15 protein-coding genes and 3 tRNA genes are annotated in these 19856 nt (G+C 41.3%); 11 read left to right on the forward strand and 7 right to left on the reverse strand.

Going from position 1 to position 19856, the window contains the following annotated elements:
• Nucleotides 1-15: 15 nt before the first annotated feature.
• A complete protein-coding gene (tolC, locus tag EGC80_RS08185) occupies nt 16-1311 on the reverse strand; it encodes an outer membrane channel protein TolC (protein ID WP_101034138.1) in 1296 nt (431 codons plus the stop codon).
• 428 nt (nt 1312-1739) lie between these two features.
• On the opposite strand from tolC, the gene nudF reads away from it, so the two are divergent.
• The 7 genes from nudF to parC all read left to right on the forward strand — a co-directional run bounded on the left by nudF (nt 1740) and on the right by parC (nt 9819).
• Nucleotides 1740-2366: an ADP-ribose diphosphatase gene (gene nudF, locus EGC80_RS08190; protein ID WP_124012458.1), complete on the forward strand. Its 627-nt coding sequence runs from the start codon at nt 1740-1742 to the stop codon at nt 2364-2366.
• A gap of 39 nt (nt 2367-2405) precedes the next feature.
• The gene (locus tag EGC80_RS08195; protein ID WP_124012457.1) at nt 2406-2843 is read left to right on the forward strand and encodes a DUF1249 domain-containing protein; all 438 of its coding nucleotides are present in this window, start codon (nt 2406-2408) and stop codon (nt 2841-2843) included.
• 34 nt (nt 2844-2877) lie between these two features.
• The gene (gene cpdA, locus EGC80_RS08200) at nt 2878-3717 is read left to right on the forward strand and encodes a 3',5'-cyclic-AMP phosphodiesterase (protein WP_124012456.1); all 840 of its coding nucleotides are present in this window, start codon (nt 2878-2880) and stop codon (nt 3715-3717) included.
• A 65-nt stretch (nt 3718-3782) separates the two neighbouring features.
• The gene (locus EGC80_RS08205; protein ID WP_101034142.1) at nt 3783-4355 is read left to right on the forward strand and encodes a YqiA/YcfP family alpha/beta fold hydrolase; all 573 of its coding nucleotides are present in this window, start codon (nt 3783-3785) and stop codon (nt 4353-4355) included.
• Between the two features lie 70 nt (nt 4356-4425).
• The gene (gene parE / locus EGC80_RS08210; protein WP_101034143.1) at nt 4426-6312 is read left to right on the forward strand and encodes a DNA topoisomerase IV subunit B; all 1887 of its coding nucleotides are present in this window, start codon (nt 4426-4428) and stop codon (nt 6310-6312) included.
• Between the two features lie 55 nt (nt 6313-6367).
• A complete protein-coding gene (locus tag EGC80_RS08215; RefSeq protein ID WP_124012455.1) occupies nt 6368-7516 on the forward strand; it encodes a PQQ-dependent sugar dehydrogenase in 1149 nt (382 codons plus the stop codon).
• Entirely contained in the window at nt 7516-9819 is a 2304-nt protein-coding gene (parC, locus tag EGC80_RS08220) for a DNA topoisomerase IV subunit A (protein ID WP_101034145.1), read from the forward strand. Before EGC80_RS08215 ends, parC begins: the two co-directional genes overlap by 1 nt.
• 252 nt (nt 9820-10071) lie before the next feature.
• On the opposite strand, the gene EGC80_RS08225 is transcribed toward parC, so the two are convergent.
• From EGC80_RS08225 to rsgA, 6 genes are all read right to left on the reverse strand, one after another.
• On the reverse strand, nt 10072-10263 hold the full coding sequence (locus EGC80_RS08225; RefSeq protein ID WP_101034146.1) for a bacterioferritin-associated ferredoxin: 192 nt from the start codon (nt 10261-10263) through the stop codon (nt 10072-10074).
• A gap of 231 nt (nt 10264-10494) precedes the next feature.
• On the reverse strand, nt 10495-11445 hold the full coding sequence (locus tag EGC80_RS08230) for a D-2-hydroxyacid dehydrogenase (RefSeq protein WP_124012454.1): 951 nt from the start codon (nt 11443-11445) through the stop codon (nt 10495-10497).
• A gap of 36 nt (nt 11446-11481) precedes the next feature.
• Complete coding sequence (locus tag EGC80_RS08235; protein WP_101034148.1) at nt 11482-12216, reverse strand: glycerophosphodiester phosphodiesterase; 735 nt, start codon at nt 12214-12216, stop codon at nt 11482-11484.
• Between the two features lie 24 nt (nt 12217-12240).
• A complete protein-coding gene (locus tag EGC80_RS08240) occupies nt 12241-15480 on the reverse strand; it encodes a mechanosensitive ion channel domain-containing protein (protein ID WP_124012453.1) in 3240 nt (1079 codons plus the stop codon).
• Nucleotides 15481-15784: 304 nt separating this feature from the next.
• On the reverse strand, nt 15785-16651 hold the full coding sequence (gene asd / locus EGC80_RS08245) for an archaetidylserine decarboxylase (RefSeq protein WP_101034150.1): 867 nt from the start codon (nt 16649-16651) through the stop codon (nt 15785-15787).
• A gap of 103 nt (nt 16652-16754) precedes the next feature.
• On the reverse strand, nt 16755-17816 hold the full coding sequence (gene rsgA / locus EGC80_RS08250) for a small ribosomal subunit biogenesis GTPase RsgA (protein WP_101034151.1): 1062 nt from the start codon (nt 17814-17816) through the stop codon (nt 16755-16757).
• A gap of 112 nt (nt 17817-17928) precedes the next feature.
• On the opposite strand from rsgA, the gene orn reads away from it, so the two are divergent.
• From orn to EGC80_RS08270, 4 genes are all read left to right on the forward strand, one after another.
• Entirely contained in the window at nt 17929-18474 is a 546-nt protein-coding gene (orn, locus tag EGC80_RS08255; RefSeq protein ID WP_101034152.1) for an oligoribonuclease, read from the forward strand.
• A 126-nt stretch (nt 18475-18600) separates the two neighbouring features.
• Nucleotides 18601-18676 (forward strand) — tRNA-Gly (locus EGC80_RS08260).
• A gap of 178 nt (nt 18677-18854) precedes the next feature.
• Nucleotides 18855-18930, forward strand: a tRNA-Gly gene (locus tag EGC80_RS08265).
• Nucleotides 18931-18966: 36 nt separating this feature from the next.
• Nucleotides 18967-19042: transfer RNA gene (locus EGC80_RS08270), tRNA-Gly, on the forward strand.
• The last annotated feature ends 814 nt before the right edge of the window (nt 19043-19856 follow it).

Here is a 19856-nt window from a genome sequence, read left to right on the forward strand (position 1 = left end):
ATAGGAGATTAATCACTACTGAGCAATTAGTCCGCTGTTAATCGAGATAACATCATCTTCGGATAATGTACCCGCAGCCTGTTTTAGGGCCAATATAGAATTGATATAGCCATAACGCGCTTCAGACAATTGACGCTTTGAATCGTATAAATCACGTGTACGGTTCAGCACATCAACAATCGTACGCGTACCCACTTCAAATCCAGCTTGAGTGGCTTTTAATGCGCTTTCAGATGAAATCACCGATTGCTCATAGGCTTTTATTGAACTGATAGAAGCGTTAACGTTATTAAAGTTATTACGTACGTTCTTAGTTACACTGCGATGAGTTTGTTCTAATCTCTCGCTTGCTTCCACATATTGGAACTGAGCCTGTTTCACTTGCGAAGTCACTTTAAAACCTTCGAAAAGCGGAATGCTCAAGGTTACACCAATATTGGTATTGTCATAATCTGGACCTGGAGTCTGGTCAACGCCTTTGTTATAGCCGGCATTTAAGTTAAGTGAAGGCATGTGGCCAGCTTTGTACAATTTAATCGTCTCATTGGCGATATCTTTGGCGATACGTTGAGTCATTAAATCGATGCTACTGGTTTCGGCCATTTTTAACCAAGCCGCAGATGATGCTGGGGCAGGTGTAACGGCTGAAAAACGGTTAGTATCAAGAATATCAATTGATTTATGATCTACACCAGTAATTTCACGTAATGCTTCGTAGCTATTGTCTAGGGTATTTTGAGCAAGAATTTCTAATGCTGATGCTAGGTCATATTGTGCTTGTGCTTCATGAACATCAGTAATTGCCGTTAAGCCTACGGCAAAACGTTGCTTAGTTTGCTCAAGTTGGCGTTCAATTGCTGCTTTTTCTGCACCTTGGAACTCGAAGTTATCTTTAGCCGTTAATACATCAAAATAGGCTTTAGTGACACGGGTAATCAGCGATTGTAATGTCGATGCATAAGCAGAGTCTGCTTGAGACGCTGCCATTTCAGCAAGGTCTAAACCTACCCATGCACTGTGATCGTAAATAACTTGAGTTAAGTTAACACCACCTATTAATCCGTCGCTATCTTCTAAAGGATCATTCCACGCTTTAGCGTAGCCAACGTTTGCACTGATACTTGGCAATAACGGTGCACGATTTTCTTCAATACTTTCGTATAAGGCATCACGTTGTGCTTTGGCTTGTAAAACGATAGGGTCGCTAGTGAGTGCTTTTTGATAAATTTGAAGTAAATCGTCAGCTTGTACTGCTGGTGCTGCAATAGCAAATGCTAATGCTGCGTATAATGAACCAATTTTGAATTTCATTTGCTGCCCTTTTTAGACAATTCCTCGGTAAGATGAGGTGTTGATTAACTTATAAATTTGGTCATGTCCTCCGTTAAGATAATGAGATAACATTATTCAGTCTTAACGCGGCAATCAGTGTTAACTTACTTGCTTAATGAGTATGCATAATAATTTATAGCAGATATCGTCGTTCAACATCCACAACGCATTGCTCATTGCATTTTATTCACCATATGTTTATTACTGCATATTGTGCACTACTTACATATTGTGCGCTAACTGATAGTAGTGATTTTTTCATTTTCAAGTCAAATTTGAAGTGTAACAGATTTTATTTTAATTAGACCTGTTTTTGCTGATGCAAGCTTAAATGCTTAGTTATTAATTATGTTAATTTAAACTGTAAAATGACCAGATGGTTTACGTTTTGATCGATGAGGATAAATATGTCTGAGCAAGCCGCTATAACCACCTTTGACGCAGAGTCTGGGTTTAGTTTGATATCTAAAAAAGTATTATACAAAGGATTCTTCCAGTTGGACGAATACACCTTTAAGCATAAGCTGTTTAAAGGAGGCTGGAGTGGTGAGGTGAGGCGTGAGGTCTTTGAACGAGGCCATGCCGTTGTTGTAATACCTTATGATCCAATTCGTGACGAAATCGTATTGATAGAGCAAATCAGGGTTCCAGCATTAGCGACCACTAAATCAATCTGGCTTCTTGAGTTAGTGGCAGGTATAATTGAACCCGGCGAATTACCCGAGAAAGTGGCAGAACGTGAATTAGCGGAAGAAGCCGGATTAAGTTTATTAGGCTTAACATTTATAAACAGCTATTTGGTCAGTCCTGGCGGCACAACAGAGCGTTTTCATTTGTTTTTGGGGCAAGTCGATGCCACCAAAGCGGCTGGAATACATGGACTCGAACATGAAAATGAAGATATTCGGGTTCATGTTGTCAGTCGCGAGCAAGCTTATAAATGGGTAAACAATGGTCGTATCGATAATGCGGCGACGGTGTTGGGTATCCAATGGTTGATGCTGAATTACCAACAAATTCGTGACTCACTTTAACTTGTTGAATAGGATTGTGAGCAAGATAGGAATGATTGGGTGGCAGAGTTTAATCTGAAAAAAAAGCAAAAATATAAACCTAATGTCAGTGTTTTTTTAGCTGTGTGTGGCAGAAATTATGCACGTATTTTAAAATGGTTACCCGAAAAAATGAGCGTTAATGTGCCATGGCAGATTGAAGGTCAATTTGGTACCTTGTCGATCAATCTTCTTGAAAATACTAAGTATACTCAGCTAGTCGAAATATCTCGTCCTATACCCAATGGACATTTTTTTAAAACTCCCAAAGCAACTGTTCGTGTTTATCATGATGCTCAATTAGCAGAAGTGTTAACTAGCCAACAGATTTATCGCTTAAAGCCAATGTATGATTACCCTAATATACATATGCATCATAGCGATGAAAAATTTCAGGTGAATGCATTCCTTGAAGATCTGTTGAAGATTGGGTCTCGGAGAGTGACTTGCCAATCATAGCTATTTTATTCTTTTACCATGTTGGGAATCTTTAGTGCTTAAAGACGCAGTGCATTATTCTGTTACTGAAAATGAGCCTGTACGATTAGTACAAGTGACGGATCCGCATCTCTTTTCTGATCCAGAAGGACAACTGCTAGGTGTTAATACGGCCCAAAGTCTCCAAGCGGTGTTAAATACCTACATAGCCACTCAATATCCTGCTCATTTATTGTTAGCAACCGGTGATATTAGCCAAGATTACTCACCTGAGTCTTATCAGCATTTTGTGCAAAAGATTGAAATGTTAAATCTGCCTTGCCATTATTTACCCGGTAACCATGATGACCCTCGCTTGATGAGCTTGCGTATGCAAGGTGAAAAAGTGTTTGGCCAACAACGGGTGGTTATTGGTAAATGGCTGATATTAATGCTTGATTCTACTCTTCGAGGTAAGCCTGGTGGCCATATGGGCGAGCGACAATTTGCCTTAATAGATGCTGCAATTAACGCTGAACCCGATAAACATGTCTTGTTAGTGATGCATCATAATCCGATCTTAATGCAGTGCGCTTGGTTAGATCAGCACTGTATGATGAATGGAGAAGAGTTTTTGCAACGGACCAGCCGTTACCCGCAAGTGAAAGGTATTCTTTGGGGGCACGTACACCAACAAGTGGATAATATTCATTTAGGGGCGCATGGTCCTATTCAATTAATGGCGACACCGTCAACGTGTATTCAATTTAAACCATTATCATCCTATTTTGCCTTAGACCATCTTCAACCCGGTTATCGTTTGCTGGAGTTGGCAGGCGATGGTAGCATTCGTACTAACGTGTATCGCGTGCCAGGAAATCTATTTGCGCCAGATAATGAGGCCAGCGGATACTAGTTTACCGCGCCATATTATGTTAATAAGGACGCCCTTAGTGCTAATTAACCGTCTCGCGAGGGAATATGCTGCTTTATATACATGGTTTTAATAGTTCTCCACGGTCAGATAAGGCCATTCAAACCGCACACTATATTCAGCAACATTATCCACAAGTCGATTTTCACCAACCACAATTACCTTCGTCACCCATTGCTGCAATTACTTTACTGTGCAATATCACTGAGCAAGCGAAACGGCAAGGGCAGACATTGCGCTTTATTGGCTCGTCGTTAGGTGGTTATTTTGCCAGTTATTTAGCCGAAACCTATGGTGGTAGAGCCGTGTTGATTAATCCGGCGGTAAAACCGTTCGAATTATTTGAACAGTTTATCGGTCCTCAATATAATCCTTATACTGATGAGCATTATCAAGTGTTACCGCAGCATCAATATGATGTTGCTCAGTATAATACTCATGTGATCCGACATCCTGATCGTTTTCTCGTGCTGTTGCAAACTGGTGACGAAGTGTTAGATTATCGACAAGCACTACATAAGTACCATAGCTGTGAATTACATTTAGAGCCTAATGGTGACCACAGTTTTGTTGGCTATGAACAACAATTAGACAAAATATGTAAATTTATTCAGCTGTAACGTTTTAGCGTTACAAACAACGATCAATTTGAGCTAACTTTGGCTCTATCTAACTCCAAATGTGTGGATTATGACCAACCAATATACTTCTGACGCTATTGAGGTCCTTAATGGACTTGACCCGGTAAAACGCCGTCCTGGTATGTATACCGACACCTCTAGGCCTAATCACCTTGGTCAAGAGGTTATTGATAACAGCGTTGATGAAGCTCTGGCGGGACACGCGACTAAAATTGAAGTTGTACTCCATGAAGATAATTCCCTTGAAGTGACCGATGATGGCCGGGGTATGCCGGTGGACATTCACCCAGAAGAAGGCATTCCTGGGGTTGAACTTATTCTGACTAAATTGCACGCAGGTGGTAAGTTTTCGAATAAAAGCTACCAGTTTTCAGGTGGTTTACATGGGGTGGGTATTTCGGTCGTCAATGCGCTTTCTCTGCGTGTTGAAGTCAGTGTTCGTCGTGATGGGCATGTATATGAAATGGCCTTTGAAAATGGTTTTAAGGTTGAAGAACTGGTCGTGACGGGCACTTGTGGGCGCCGTAATACGGGAACTCGAGTGCATTTCTGGCCCGATACCAGTTATTTTGACTCGGCTAACTTTTTGGCCAGTAAATTAATTTATATACTACGAGCTAAAGCGGTATTGTGCCCCGGTTTACGCATCAAGTTTACCAATAAACAAAATGGTGAAGTGTATGACTGGTTTTATGAAAGCGGCTTAACCGATTACCTCAAAGAAGCGATAAAAGATTCTGTATTGTTACCTGAAGAGCCGTTTGTTGGCAGTTTTAAAGGCAAATTAGACGCCGCTGAGTGGGCGATTACTTGGTTGCCTGAAGGTGGGGATAGTTTGAGTGAAAGTTACGTTAACTTAATTCCGACACCATTAGGTGGTACTCATGTAAATGGCTTTAGACAAGGTTTGCTTGAGTCTATGCGTGAGTTTTGTGAATTTCGCAATCTTGTTCCTCGTGGTATTAAGCTATCGCCCGAAGATATTTGGGATCGTGCAGCGTTTATCTTATCGACAAAAATGCAAGATCCACAGTTTTCTGGCCAAACCAAAGAAAAATTATCCAGTCGTCAAAGCTCTGCCTTTGTTTCTGGTGTTGTTCGTGATGCCTTTTCTTTGTGGTTAAACTCCAATACTGAGTTAGCAGAACAACTAGCAGAATTGTGCATTAGTAATGCACTGCGACGTTTAAAAGCAGCTAAAAAAGTGGCGCGTAAAAAAGTGACTTCTGGGCCAGCATTACCGGGTAAGCTAACCGATTGCAGCGGTCAAGATCCGATGCGAGGTGAGTTATTTTTAGTGGAAGGAGACTCGGCTGGCGGCAGTGCAAAACAAGCTCGAGATCGTGAATTTCAAGCCATTATGCCGTTAAGAGGTAAAATTTTGAATACTTGGGAGGTCGATTCCTCGCAAGTGTTAGCCTCGCAAGAGGTGCATAATATTTCGATAGCGATTGGTTGCGATCCTGACAGCGATGATATTTCAGAATTACGTTATGGTAAAATTTGTATTCTAGCGGATGCAGATTCTGATGGACTGCATATTGCGACATTGTTGTGTGCGTTGTTCTTAAAGCATTATCGTGTATTAGTGAATAATGGGCATGTGTATATTGCTATGCCGCCGCTATTTCGTATTGATATCGGCAAAGAGGTTTTTTATGCTCTGGATGAAGCTGAAAAAACGGGGATCTTAGACCGTATTACCGCAGAAAATAAAAAAGGTAAGGTGCAAGTGACTCGCTTTAAAGGCTTGGGTGAAATGAACCCATTGCAACTGCGTGAGACCACTATGGATCCTAACACCCGACGCTTAGTTCAATTGACTATTGATGACGCCGATGAGACGGTAGCCTTGATGGATATGTTACTGGCTAAAAAGCGTGCTCCAGATCGTAAGACCTGGTTAGAAAGTAAAGGCGACTTAGCGTCACTTTAGTCGTGTTTGTTACTGCCAATAAGAATGTATAACATAAGGCAAAAAGATAATTAACATGCAGTATATTAACGTACGATTTTATCTTAACCTGGGCAGTAAATTTGCTTGCGCAGGTATAATATTATTAGGCTTTTTCCCCACACTCGCCATTGCCGCACAATCGGTGATGATCACTGTCACCAAAGGGTTTGGATTAAGCTTGTATGCCTCTGATTTAGGCGATATTAAGCAAATGACCGTGGGCGATAACGGTACTTTATTTGTCGGGTCTCAAAAAAGTGGCACCGTGTATGCGTTGGTTGATAGTGATCAAAATGGCCAAGTGGATAAGCGTTACCTTATCGCAAGGGGGTTAGATTACCCTGATGCGTTAGCCTTCCATAATGGTTCGCTATACGTCACTGAAGACGACCGTATCATTCGCTTTGAAGAAATAGAATCTCGTCTTCGCCGTCCTAGTCGAGCACGTGAAGTCTATTCAAATTTGCCAAGCTTAGATAAGAAATATTCTCGTTCGATGCACTTTGGCCCCGATGGACTGTTATATGTTGCCATTGGTTCGGCATGTAATGTCTGTGAATCACCTTCGCCATTTGGCAGTATTTTGGCCATCGATGTTGATCCCGGCGCCAGTGAGCAAGTTGCGTTTGGCCTTAGGAGTGTGACAGGTTTTGATTGGTCACCGGTGACCAACAAGTTGTGGTTTGCTGATTTAGGTCGTAATTGGATGGGCGATAATATTCCACCTGATGAAATAAACCGTTTAGAAATTAAAGGTAGCCACTTTGGTTTTCCTTATTTACACGCCACAGATGTGATTGAGCCTGCCTATGATAAACCTGAAAATTTAAATATCAGCGTGCCTGAATTCGAACTGCCAGCACACGTTGCCCCAACCGGATTAAGTTTTTACCGAGGAGAGCAATTTCCAGAACGTTATCGTAACCAAATATTTGTTGCTGAAAATGGTTCATGGAATCGTTCAAGTAAAGTGGGCTATCAAATTGTGATGCTGAGTATTGAAGATAATAAAATTAGTAAACGTGAAACCGTGGTGAGTTTTTTGGATGGAGAATTTCCCGTCGCACGTCCATTTGATGTGATTAATGCGCCAGACGGCGCAATGTACATTTCAGATGATTTAAAAGGTAATATTTACCGTTTGTTTTATAACGCACCCGAACAATCACAGGATATGAAATAATGAGTGATGCGATTGAATTAAGTCTTGATGGCGTAGAGCAAATGCCGCTTAGGCGCTTTACTGAAGAGGCTTATTTAAATTATTCCATGTACGTGATTATGGATCGTGCTTTACCGCATATTGGCGATGGTTTAAAACCTGTTCAGCGTCGTATTATTTTCGCCATGAGTGAATTAGGGTTATCGGCACAGTCTAAACACAAAAAATCAGCCCGTACTGTGGGTGATGTTTTAGGTAAATATCATCCACACGGTGATAGCGCATGTTATGAAGCGATGGTGTTAATGGCTCAGCCATTTTCCTATCGATATCCACTGGTTGACGGCCAAGGTAACTGGGGCGCGCCAGATGATCCTAAGTCATTTGCGGCAATGCGTTATACCGAAGCTAGACTATCAAAGTTTTCTGAAGTGTTATTGTCGGAATTAGGTCAAGGAACCGTCGATTGGGGGGTTAACTTTGATGGCACCATGAAGGAGCCTAAAACCTTACCTGCCCGATTACCGCATATTTTATTGAATGGCATTACCGGCATTGCGGTGGGCATGGCAACAGACATTCCACCACATAACGTGCGTGAGTTAGTTTCAGCTTGTGTTGAGCTTATCGATAATCCAAAAACTGATTTAGCCCGACTCATGGAGTTAGTGCCAGGTCCTGACTACCCGACTGAAGCCGAAATCATCACCCCTAGAGCCGATATTGAGCGGATTTATGATACCGGGCGTGGTTCAATCAAAATGCGCGCGGTTTACAAAGAAGAGCATGGTGAAATTGTCATTACCTCATTACCGCATCAAGCAAGTAGCGGTAAGATCCTAGAGCAAATTGCCAATCAAATGCAGGCAAAAAAGCTGCCGATGGTGTCTGACTTACGTGATGAATCTGATCATGAAAACCCAGTGCGATTAATCATTGTTCCTCGATCAAGCCGTGTTGATTGTGATCAGTTAATGACCCATTTATTTGCCACTACGGATCTTGAAAAAAGCTTTCGGGTTAACTTAAATGTGTTGGGACTTGATGGCCTCCCTAAAGTGAAAGGGCTAAAGCAACTATTAACCGAATGGTTAGAGTTTCGGATGACCACTGTAACGCGCCGCTTGCAATATAGACTCGATAAAGTGTTAGCGCGATTACATATTTTAGAAGCCTTGATGATCGCATTTTTAAACATTGACGAAGTGATCGAGATTATTCGTTTTCACGATGAGCCTAAAGCTGAGTTGATGTCTCGGTTTACCTTGTCAGATAAACAAGCAGAATCAATTTTAGAATTAAAGTTACGTCATTTGGCCAAGCTTGAAGAATTTAAAATCAAAGCTGAGCAAGACGAGTTAGCCGCCGAGCGTGACAAATTAGAATTATTATTAAGCTCAGATCGTCGTTTAAAAACCTTAGTCAAAAAAGAATTGATTCAAGATGGCGAGATTTATGGTGACAATCGTCGTTCGCCTATTATTGAACGTATTGATGCCAAAGCACTGACTGAACAAGAGTTAACCCCAACTGAACCTGTCACTGTCGTGTTGTCAGATAAAGGTTGGGTACGTTGTGCTAAAGGTCATGATGTTGATGTAAAAGGCTTGTCTTATAAGTCTGGCGACAGTTACCTGTGCAGCGTAATGGGTAAAAGTAATCAGGCGGCGGTGTTTATTGACTCAACAGGGCGAGCATTTACAACCGACAGTCACACGTTGCCTTCAGCCAGAAGCCAAGGTGAGCCGATTACCACGCGCTTTAATATGGCGCCTAACGCGGTAATGCAACATGTATTAATGGGTGAGGAAGAGCAGTTCTTCTTGTTGGCAACCGATGCGGGTTATGGCTTTATTTGTGCTTATCCTGATTTAGTCAGCCGTAATAAGGCGGGTAAGGCGTTACTAAGCCTACCAACGAATGCGTTAGTCATGCTGCCAAAGTTAATTAATAAAACCGCAGGTCAATCTTTGTTAGCCATAACTTCTGAAGGCCGCATGCTGATGTTTAGCTTAGATGCTTTGCCACAGTTATCAAAAGGTAAAGGCAATAAAATTATCGGTATTGCTACTGATCGAGCTAAAAATCGCGAAGAATTACTATTGCATCTGTGTGTGGTTCCTCAAAATGCCTCAGTAACGTTATGGGCGGGCAAGCGTAAGTTAACCTTGAAACCAAGTGATCTAGAGGAATATCGAGGTGAACGCGGACGAAGAGGTGCTAAGCTACCAAGAGGTTTACAACGTGTGGATAGTGTTGATGTTGACAGTGCCCATGTAGACAGTGAGCCAGGGGTAGACGATTCTGCGCAAACGTTAGATTAATGCTTAGATTAATGGCGTAGATTAACGCTTTAGATTAACGCTTTAGATTAATGGCTTATTTCAGGATCACATGGTTTCGTTAACCTTGTTGTTTGTCTGAACATTGCGAGGATCGCATTAATGGTTTGTCTGAACATTGCGAGGATCGCATTAATGTTAGTGAACCAGCCCTGAATTTTTCGGTTAGTAAATCGCTAAAGAATGAAAAAAAGCTGCTCATATGAGCAGCTTTTTTTATGAAAAGGAAATATTTTATGCAACTTCATAGAAATTGGGTTCGTACTCTAACTGAGTCTGAATGATTTGAGTTGCCATCCGAGCACATTTTCCACATTGGTCTGAAACGCCCAAACGCTTTCTCACGTCAGCAAGTGAGCAATCACCTTGGCTAACGGCTGCTTTAATTTGAGTGTCTGTAATGGCATGACAAAGACAAACGTACATAGAGAAAGCCTCTTCATTTAAAATGGGTCAGAGCTAAGAAAGTAACCTAATTCTAAATGAAAATAGTTATCATTGGCAATACCTTTCTTGTAAATATAATGATTATTTTTAATACAGTATGATCTACATCACTTTTTATGAAAAATTGAAGACTTGCAATAAAGCCGTATTTAACGAATTAGCCTATCTATTGTTCCGATCTGAGGTTAAACAATGCTATTTCAGCCCGTTTTAGTAGCCATGGCTAGCATCGACGACATAGTGCAATGATTTGGACTGTTGCCATCGGCAATAGTTTTGGCTAAATATTTGTACTACTTGTTCGGGAAAACTTGGCGCAGCGATATGGGGAGTAATAGTGACGTTATCGTAATGCCATAGTGGATGGTTAGCAGGCAAGGGCTCTTGTTCGAACACATCTAATATGGCTTGGCGCTGTGGGCATAGCATCAGTTCAGTTTGTAAAGCAGTCAAATCAATTGCGTTACCTCGGCCAATGTTAAATAACATGGTATCAGGTTTCAATAAGGGCAGATTTTCGGCATTTAATAGATGCTTGGTTTGAGGTGTATCGGGTAATACGCTGACAATGACATGTGCATGGGGCAAATAATCGGCTAATTTATCCATCGTGTCGATGCGATTAAAGCCACTCACGAGTGCGCCTTGGCGATTGAGCCCGCTGACTGTCATGCCAAAATGGTGGGCTGTTATCGCAAGGTGTTGAGCGATGGAGCCCGTGCCTAGTATTAATAGTTGTTGCCCTTGCAAAGTTCGGTAACTGCCTGGTCGCCAAAGCTGCTGGTGTTGTTGCTGCGTATACTGGGCATGGTGTCGATAATGGCTTAATAGGTAGCCAAAAACATATTCACTCATTAGCGGGCCAAAGACGCCGCGAATATTGGTCAGCAAATAATCATGTCGTAATGATGGTTGCATTAACGCATCGACACCCGCAAAGGTTGATTGTAACCATTTAAGCGCTGTTGCATGGGGCAGTAATGGTGCGGCTAAATGGGGTTCTGCTAACCAAATATCAGCATCATTAATATTGCTGAGCGTGTCATCGCCAGTATCAACGAGAATGTCATCGACAATTTCGAGATCTGGCAATGAATGCTTTGCCAATAATTGGCGATATTGATCGTTCTCTCTGGTCCGCAATAATAATTTATTCGCCATAGGGATTCCATGATTTAGTCTTGATACGTAGACGGCTTATTCAAACCAACCATGGTAGTCCACTGTGACCGGCATCATTGCTATTGCCATCGCTTTGTCTGGATAATTACTGAAAACACCGTCGACACCCATTGCTTTTAACGCTTGAATATCTTCATGATGATCAACGGTATACACAAATACTTTACCGCCGCGCTGATGGGCGTCATCAATAATAGCTTGATTAATAAAACTCACGTCAAGATTGATCGAATAGGCATTAAGCGTCGTCATTATTTGAGCTAAGTCTAGCGGGATCCCCGCCAGTAATGGGGCGATAATAGCTTGTGGGAAAGTGTTTTTTATCTGAGCCAAATAGGGGTGGTTAAATGATGATATTAACAGTTGTTCTGGGGTGTAATTGAGTTGCTCAAGGGCTTGAGGGTATAATGCAAGAAAGGGTTTTACGCAGCCAACGCCTTTTAATTCGATGTTGACGCTGCACAAGCCTTCGCTTTTTGTGCTTATCCGTTCGAGTGCCTGCCATAACGTGGGGATCGCTTGTCCGCCGACGGTAAATAGAGCCAGAGCTGCTTTTGTGGTTAAGTGGATCAGCCCTGTTCCGGTTGACTTACCTTCTAAACGGCGATCATGAAACACCACTAATTCACCTTCAACGCAATGCACATCAAGTTCAATGGCATTAACACCCAAATCGAGTGCTTTGTCTATAGCAATTAAGGTATTTTCAGGTTCATAACCGCTGGCGCTGCGGTGAGCAAAAACGAGCATAGCTTTCCTTAATTAAGACTTGAATTAGCCTTTATATAATCCGGTGGATTCTTTAGGCATATGATTAATATGAATGTCCATCTGCGGATAGGCAAGTTCGACATTATTTTCTTTAAGCTTTTTATTAATGAGTTTATGCAAGCTGTGGCGTAACGGCCAACGATCCGACATGTCTTTCGCATACGAGCGAATTTCGTAATCTTGTGTGTGTCGACCAAAACCGGCGAACCATACTTCTGGCTCCGGTATGGCTAATGATAAATCACATTCAAGCACGGCTTGATGAAGTAACATTTCGACTTTGGTTGGATCAGCATCACGAGATACCGATACTGTTACGATCACACGAGTGATCGGATCGGACAACGACCAGTTAACCAGTTGTTCGGTAATAAAGGCTTTGTTTGGCACAATAATTTCTTTATGATCAAAGTCGACAATCGTAGTCGCTCTGATTTGGATTTTACTGACTGTACCTGATAGGTCGCGGATAGTAACGGTATCGCCAATACGAATGGGTTTTTCAAATAGAATGATCAAACCAGAAATAAAGTTAGCAAAAATTTCTTGTAAGCCAAACCCTAAGCCTACTGAGAGTGCCGCAACTAGCCATTGCAATTTAGCCCACTCCATCCCAAGGGTTGAAAAACCAAATAGTATGCCAAAAAATACCACTAAATAACTGCTCACAGTGGTAATGGCAAACCCGGTTCCTGGCGATAAATCTAATCTTTGCAATAACGTCAGTTCCATCAAACCGGGGAGGTTTTTAGCAATAACTAATGAGAAACCAACTAACATAATTCCAAATAGAATTGATTTCAATGTAATGGGCACTTGTTGCTCAATACCATTTACATTGCTGTTGGTGGTCCATAAAGTAATGCCATCTAAAAACGAGAATACCGCAGTATGCGTTTGCGCCAAAATGCCCAATAAGCTGGCGAAGAAGGCCAAAATTAAAATTGATCTCACTAAGCCCAGTGACTGGCTGGAAATGGTTTCTAAATCAACAATCGGTTCTTCATAGGTATCTATCGGTTCATTGTTTTGTAATTCGTCTCTTTCTCGTTGTGCAAGTAACTCTGCACGCTTGGCTTTGGCGCGATCAAATGCGATTAAACGGCGTTCAATCAACATCCAACGCTTAATTAACTGATAAGTCAGCAAGAAGCCCAAGCCTAATAATACCGAAATTTGTAGCTGTAATAGAAGTTGGAATGCGGTGAAGTAGTAGCCGATCACCGCCAAGATTGCGCTAAAAACAGGGGTCCCGATCAGTATTGCCCATAGCGCTTTTTGAATGATAGCCATATTAGTGGCGCTAGGCTTATTTTTGCGATATTGGCCAATAAGTAACATGACTTCTTTATACAGCAGAAATAGCACAACACAGAAAACGATAAACGCACCACGGCCAAGACTGTTGCGTACTAATGAGGTATCTAACGCTTCGGTAAAGCCCATTAAACCTATTAATGGCGCAGATACCATGACAAACGAAGCCATGGTTTGTTGTGCTTGTTGGACAATTTCCTTGGGCCGTCTGAAATGACTGATCAAAATACCTTTATCAAGGGTTAACAAGAAAAAGAACTGATATATCAGATAACTGACACCAATAGCTAAAATGCCAACCCCCACGGCATAAACCAGATTTTGCTCTGAACGCGAGAAAATAATCCCTGCCATTATCACCGGTAACGGCCTTATTAAAGCGTACGTTAAGCTGATGATTAGGGTTTTAATGGTGTATTTAAATTTATCTTGAGTCACATTGCCAACATATATTGCATAGCGACTAATCGCTTCATTGAACTTAGGTGTCAGCATGTCCTGTGCCATTAAACAACACAAAAATAAAATTCCCCACCAAGCCCAATAATTACTTTGTTCAGACCAAGCTTGTTGTAACAACTGCCACTGACTCGGTTGCAGTAACCAGACACTACTGTGGCTTAAGTCAATTAACCATAAGGCGCCAATGCTAGGCGCATTAGGCACCCAAAATAGATGTTCGTTAAGGGTGTTTTTTAATGTGTTATGTAATTGATTTAATTGCTCATAACCAATGCGTAACTTAGCAAATTCAGCTAGATATTGATCGTAACTTTGCGATAGTTGATTGATTAGCTCTTGTTGTGATTGCAGTAATTTAATCTGGGTTTCATTAAACATGTCGCGGTTATCAAGTTGCTGGCTGTTCAGTGCTTGTTGCTGTTCTAATTTGTAGCGTTGTAAACGAGCATCGGCTAATTCTGTTTGCAGTTTGTCTAGATTGGGTGGCTTAGGTAATGATTGCAGCATCTGCAAAAAACGATCGCCAAAGGCGGAGTTAGTTTTAACCCAGGTAATTTGCTCAAGTACGTTTGATAGTTGGGCATTTTGTGATTGATAGCGTTTCTCAATTCGTTGTTGATTCTCGATCGCAGATTTTATATTACTGGTGAGGGTCTGTAATTGTTCAGCATAGTGCTGATTTACTTCGCTAAGTTCTTGAGATAATGGATCGGCTAGCTCTTGGGCATCAATTAAGTTATTGGCTATGGTGTCTGCGGTTTGCTGCTGGCGAGACTCAATGTTGTGTTTGTTGATAAGCTCAATAAAGATTCCTTGTTGGCTTAAAGACAAGCGATTGAGCTGCTGTTGTAGTTGAGTAATTTCTAACTGCTTAGGGTTAGCTAATTGTTCAGCTTGTAAGGTGACAATATGCTGCGCGAGCAGTTCTGCCTGAAGTTTGTTACGTTGGCCTAATGGAATATCAATCGGCGATTTTAGGGTTTTATTATGTTGGGTTAAGGCATTTTGTGCTTGAACAATTAAATCAGGTAATTGCGTTTGGCGTTGTGAAATCAGACGTAACTGCTGATTAAGGCTCGATTCGGTCTCTTTTAATTCCGATAAATGAAAATAGGCCATTGAAGCTTGCTGGTTAAGATCGATTTCAACATTTAGGCTTAACGGTTTCTGTGCTTCAGCAAGTTGCTCTGCCAGTGAGAGTTTTGCTTCGTTGTTAGAGCGTTCTATATTGGTATAGGTTTGTTGTTCAATTTGCAGCTTTTCAATGCTGCTTTCGAGTTCTGTAATTTGAGATTGTATATCAAGCGGCTGATTTTCAGATTGGCTATTGAGCCCCAAACGCTTATCTAGGGTTAGAGGGGTATTAGCAAATACAGAAACTGACAGTATATTTGCTATAAGAAAACACAGAAATAAACACGCTAAACGTAACATAATACTTGGCTCAGGCTGGAGTATGGTCATGGTAGCAAATTTGCGAGATTATGATCTATATTTTTGATGTCTTTGCTGAGTTTCAAATAAAGCTGTCGCAACAATCATTATTTATTTAATCGTGGTTGGAGTGGTCTGTTGCTCGTCTAAAATGCTGCGTGCTAGCACCAATCATAAAAGGGGGTAACACGATACTACAGCGCTGTTTTTGCGCTTAAAAAGCGCAATGCAGTGGTAAATGAGCAATGAGTTTACAATATAAAGCCGTACCACTCAAAAGCAGTACGGCTCAATATAGCTCAATTAATTCAGGGTGTGGTTTAGTGGTGGCGAGTTATTGCTGGTTGAATTTGGCGAATGGTTGACCCATACGCGTGGTTTCACCTGGTTCGACACCATCAGCAAATGTTGCAATGGCATCTTGCGCAAATAACATCACCACAGTGCTGCCTAGTTTAAAACGACCCATTTCAGCGCCTTTTTCTAAGGTAACCGCTTCTGGGCCTGTGGTTGGATAGTCCCAGCTAAACACTTGCTTACCACCTGGTGGGGTCACTGTACCGGACCAAATTGTTTCAATACTGGCTACAATTGTTGCACCTACCAGTACCATTGCAAGTGGGCCTGCTTCGGTTTCAAAAATAGCCACCACACGTTCATTACGGGCAAATAGTCCGGGCACATTTTGAGCCGTAAGAGGATTAACCGAGAATAAATCGCCTGGCACATAAGTCATTTTTGATAATGTACCTGTGATTGGCATGTGGATCCGGTGGTAATCTTTTGGAGCCAAGTAAATAGTGGCAAAATCGCCATCATCAAAACGTGCAGCATCATTCTTATCACCCCCTAATAATGCTTCGGTCGTATAACTGTGACCTTTGGCTTGGAAAATGTTGCGAGCGTCAATTGAACCACATTGACTTATCGCCCCATCAACCGGGTGCGCCATGAAATGGCTGTCTTGGCAGATAGGTCGCAGTTGAGGCTTTAATGCCCGGGTAAAAAAGGCATTGAAGGTTTTGTAGGCTTCGGGCTCAGGTTGCAATGCTTCTGACATATCAACTTTGTATTGTTTGATAAACCATTTAATCCCTGCCGTGGTGATAACGCCTACTTCTGCAGCGGCAAATTTGCCCACTAAGCGCGACAGAAAGTGTTTTGGCAACATGTATTGCAAAGCAATTTTAATTGAGTCCAATGTGTTTCCTTTTTCTCTCATCTGGTTGAACGATATAGTTTTATTCTACAGCCTACTATTTCTACAGCCTAGTCTTTATAAAGAGTATTAGGCATACAGAATATTATTCATCAATTGCACGGAAATGTCGTGCATGACGTTGTTCATCTAAACTGGCAATAATACGTTGATAATTACTAAAACGGTCTTTGGTTATTTTTCCATCAGCTAATGCTTGCTGTAAAGCACAACCTGGGTCGTCGCCATGTTTACAATCGCGAAACTTACATGTTCCTAAAAAATCTCTAAATTCGATAAAACACCAACCAACCCTGATGGCATCTAAATGCCATAATGCAAATTCGCGTATACCAGGTGAATCAATTAAATCACCCCCGCTGATAAAATGCAGTAACTTGGCCGTGGTGGTCGTGTGTTGACCTAAACCTGAGTTATCGGACACATCGCCAATTAATAGTTCAGCTTCTGGCATTAAAGCATTGATTAAGGAAGACTTTCCAACTCCTGATTGACCAGCGAAAACACTGACTTTGTTATTGAGTAAATCTTTAATGTCATCTACGCCTTCGCCTGTGTGGCTACTGATCCGATAAACCGGATAACCAATATCTTGGTAGCGTGTCAAAGCTCGTTCGATTTCATCACGATTGGTATCATCTAATAAATCAATTTTGTTCAGAATGATGATAGGTCGAATATCGGTATCTTCAGAAGCCACTAGATATCGATCAATAATTTGGGTGGTAAAGCTAGGCAAAACCGATGACACAATTAAGATTTGATCGATGTTGGCGGCAATAATTTTTACGCCGTCGTATAAATCTGGTCGAGTTAAAGAAGATTTTCGTGGGTGAACGGCTACGACAATACCACCGATACTGGAGCCGGATTGGACTTCAGTCGCGAGTCTTACCACGACTTTATCACCCGTGACTAAACTGGTGACCGCGCGACGAATATTACATCGCGATACCATACCGTTTGCAGTTTCAATATCGGCATGCTGACCAAAGCGAGAAATAACCACACCAGCTTGCTCAGGACCTAACAGATTGTCCTGTAACTCGGCATGTTGAGTGTTATCGTCATTGCGCTTTAATCGCTTAGTCTGATTAGCGCGCATTCGGCGTAATTGGCCCTGACTTAGGGGTTTCTTTTTACTCACAGGCTTATCTTCATTAAATAGGTGTTTTTTTGTGTGTCAAAAAAACAGTATGATACACACTCTTTTATAAAAATGCCTGAATTTAGGCGACAGATAACATAAGGCGGCATAAATGGCTGTTGATGCGAATAATCTAATTTGGGTTGATTTGGAAATGACAGGCTTAGAACCCGCTGTGGATCGAGTTATTGAAATTGCCACCTTAGTGACCGACCAAGACCTTAATATCATTGCTCAAGGCCCTGTACTAGCGATTTACCAAACCGATGCTGCTCTAGCAGGCATGGATGATTGGAACCAAAAACATCACGGCCAGTCAGGATTAATTGACCGTGTGCGCGCCAGTAAATGTTCTGAACAAGATGCGATAACACAAACGATTGATTTTTTATCTCAGTACGTGCCTAAAGGCGCATCGCCAATGTGCGGCAACAGTATTGGTCAAGATCGTCGCTTTATGAATAAGTACATGTCGGAGCTTGAAGAGTATTTTCATTATCGCAATATCGATGTGAGTACCATCAAAGAGTTGGTTCGTCGTTGGAGCCCTGAAACAATGAATGGCTTCAGTAAGAAAAATACTCATCAAGCATTAGAAGATATCAAAGAGTCTATTGCTGAAATGCAGTTTTATCGCACAGAAGTATTTAAAATTTAACCAATTGAACAATTTTTTTAAAAAAGGGGGTTGCAGCGTAGTAAAATTTACCTATAATGCGGCCTCAACTTTCTACAGAGCGCCAAACTCTGAGTCATAGAAAGTTGTATTGAAATTTGAAAGTATGCGACATTAGCTCAGTTGGTAGAGCGATACCTTGCCAAGGTATAGGTCATCAGTTCGAACCTGATATGTCGCTCCAAATTTCTGTATGATTTTAAAAGAAAGTGAAATATGTGCGACATTAGCTCAGTTGAGTTAATTGTAAGAGTCGATACCAATCTTGTTCCAAGGTATAGGTCATCAGTTCGAACCCCTCTTTATTTATAAAGAAGGTCGCTCCAAATTTCTGTTAGATTTTAAAAGAAAGCGAAAAGTGTGCGACATTAGCTCAGTTGGTAGAGCGATACCTTGCCAAGGTATAGGTCATCAGTTCGAACCTGATATGTCGCTCCAAATTTCTGTATGATTTTAAAATAAAGTGAAATATGTGCGACATTAGCTCAGTTGGTAGAGCGATACCTTGCCAAGGTATAGGTCATCAGTTCGAACCTGATATGTCGCTCCAAATTTCAACATGATTTTGTAATGCCAAGGTATAGGTCATCAGTTCGAACCTGATATGTCGCTCCAAATCACTTCTCTAGTTTGAAATGCAACATTATCTCAGTTGCGCTTTTAGAAAATGCGATACCTTTTTTTTTGCCAAGGTATAGGTCATAACAGCGTCATCAGTTCGAACCACTCTTTATTTATAAAGAAACGTCGCTCCAAATCACTTCCCTAGTTTGAAATCCCTAGTTTGAAATGCAACATTATCTCAGTTGCGCTTTTAGAAAATGCGATACCTTTTTGTTTGCCAAGCTAGACGTCATAAAGCGGTCATCAGTTCGAACCACTTTTTATTTATAAAGAAACGTCGCTCCAAATCACTTCCTCTGTTAAAAATCCTTGTAAACATTCCCTAAATTTTATCTAAATTAGCTCAGTTGTGCGTTTAGAAAATGCAATACCTCTTGGTTTGCCAAGCGAGAAGTCATAACAGCGTCATCAGTTCGAACCATTGTTTATGACGGGAAGGTCGTTTATCACTCCTTCATAAAACAACCTTATCGTCTTCACCACTTCACTCGTTATGCATTGACAGTCAATTCATTTTTAACAATACCTGCTTAACTCGGTTCATTTTCAAGCGTTGTTAAGGCAAATTGATTTCTAATCAACCAAACAAGTGATCTAGCACTCACTTCTTTATGGATCTCTAAAGTAATGGTCTACTTGTGAAGTAAAACATGACATTGTTCAAATCATTTACAGTGATTATCTTTGATAATCAACTTAAGATAAATTTCCTAAGATGCTAGGGCGTTAAACGAGGTGAG

The sequence above is a fragment of the Shewanella psychromarinicola genome, from assembly GCF_003855155.1.
Taxonomy (GTDB): Bacteria; Pseudomonadota; Gammaproteobacteria; order Enterobacterales; family Shewanellaceae; genus Shewanella; species Shewanella psychromarinicola.

Excerpts from the sequence above, each read along its gene's own strand:
- tolC (WP_101034138.1), bottom strand. The coding sequence starts at position 1,311 with ATGAAATTCAAAATTGGTTCATTATACGCAGCATTAGCATTTGCTATT.
- nudF (WP_124012458.1), top strand. The coding sequence starts at position 1,740 with ATGTCTGAGCAAGCCGCTATAACCACCTTTGACGCAGAGTCTGGGTTT.
- EGC80_RS08205 (WP_101034142.1), top strand. The coding sequence starts at position 3,783 with ATGCTGCTTTATATACATGGTTTTAATAGTTCTCCACGGTCAGATAAG.
- parE (WP_101034143.1), top strand. The coding sequence starts at position 4,426 with ATGACCAACCAATATACTTCTGACGCTATTGAGGTCCTTAATGGACTT.
- EGC80_RS08215 (WP_124012455.1), top strand. The coding sequence starts at position 6,368 with ATGCAGTATATTAACGTACGATTTTATCTTAACCTGGGCAGTAAATTT.
- parC (WP_101034145.1), top strand. The coding sequence starts at position 7,516 with ATGAGTGATGCGATTGAATTAAGTCTTGATGGCGTAGAGCAAATGCCG.
- EGC80_RS08225 (WP_101034146.1), bottom strand. The coding sequence starts at position 10,263 with ATGTACGTTTGTCTTTGTCATGCCATTACAGACACTCAAATTAAAGCA.
- EGC80_RS08230 (WP_124012454.1), bottom strand. The coding sequence starts at position 11,445 with ATGGCGAATAAATTATTATTGCGGACCAGAGAGAACGATCAATATCGC.
- EGC80_RS08235 (WP_101034148.1), bottom strand. The coding sequence starts at position 12,216 with ATGCTCGTTTTTGCTCACCGCAGCGCCAGCGGTTATGAACCTGAAAAT.
- EGC80_RS08240 (WP_124012453.1), bottom strand. The coding sequence starts at position 15,480 with ATGACCATACTCCAGCCTGAGCCAAGTATTATGTTACGTTTAGCGTGT.
- orn (WP_101034152.1), top strand. The coding sequence starts at position 17,929 with ATGGCTGTTGATGCGAATAATCTAATTTGGGTTGATTTGGAAATGACA.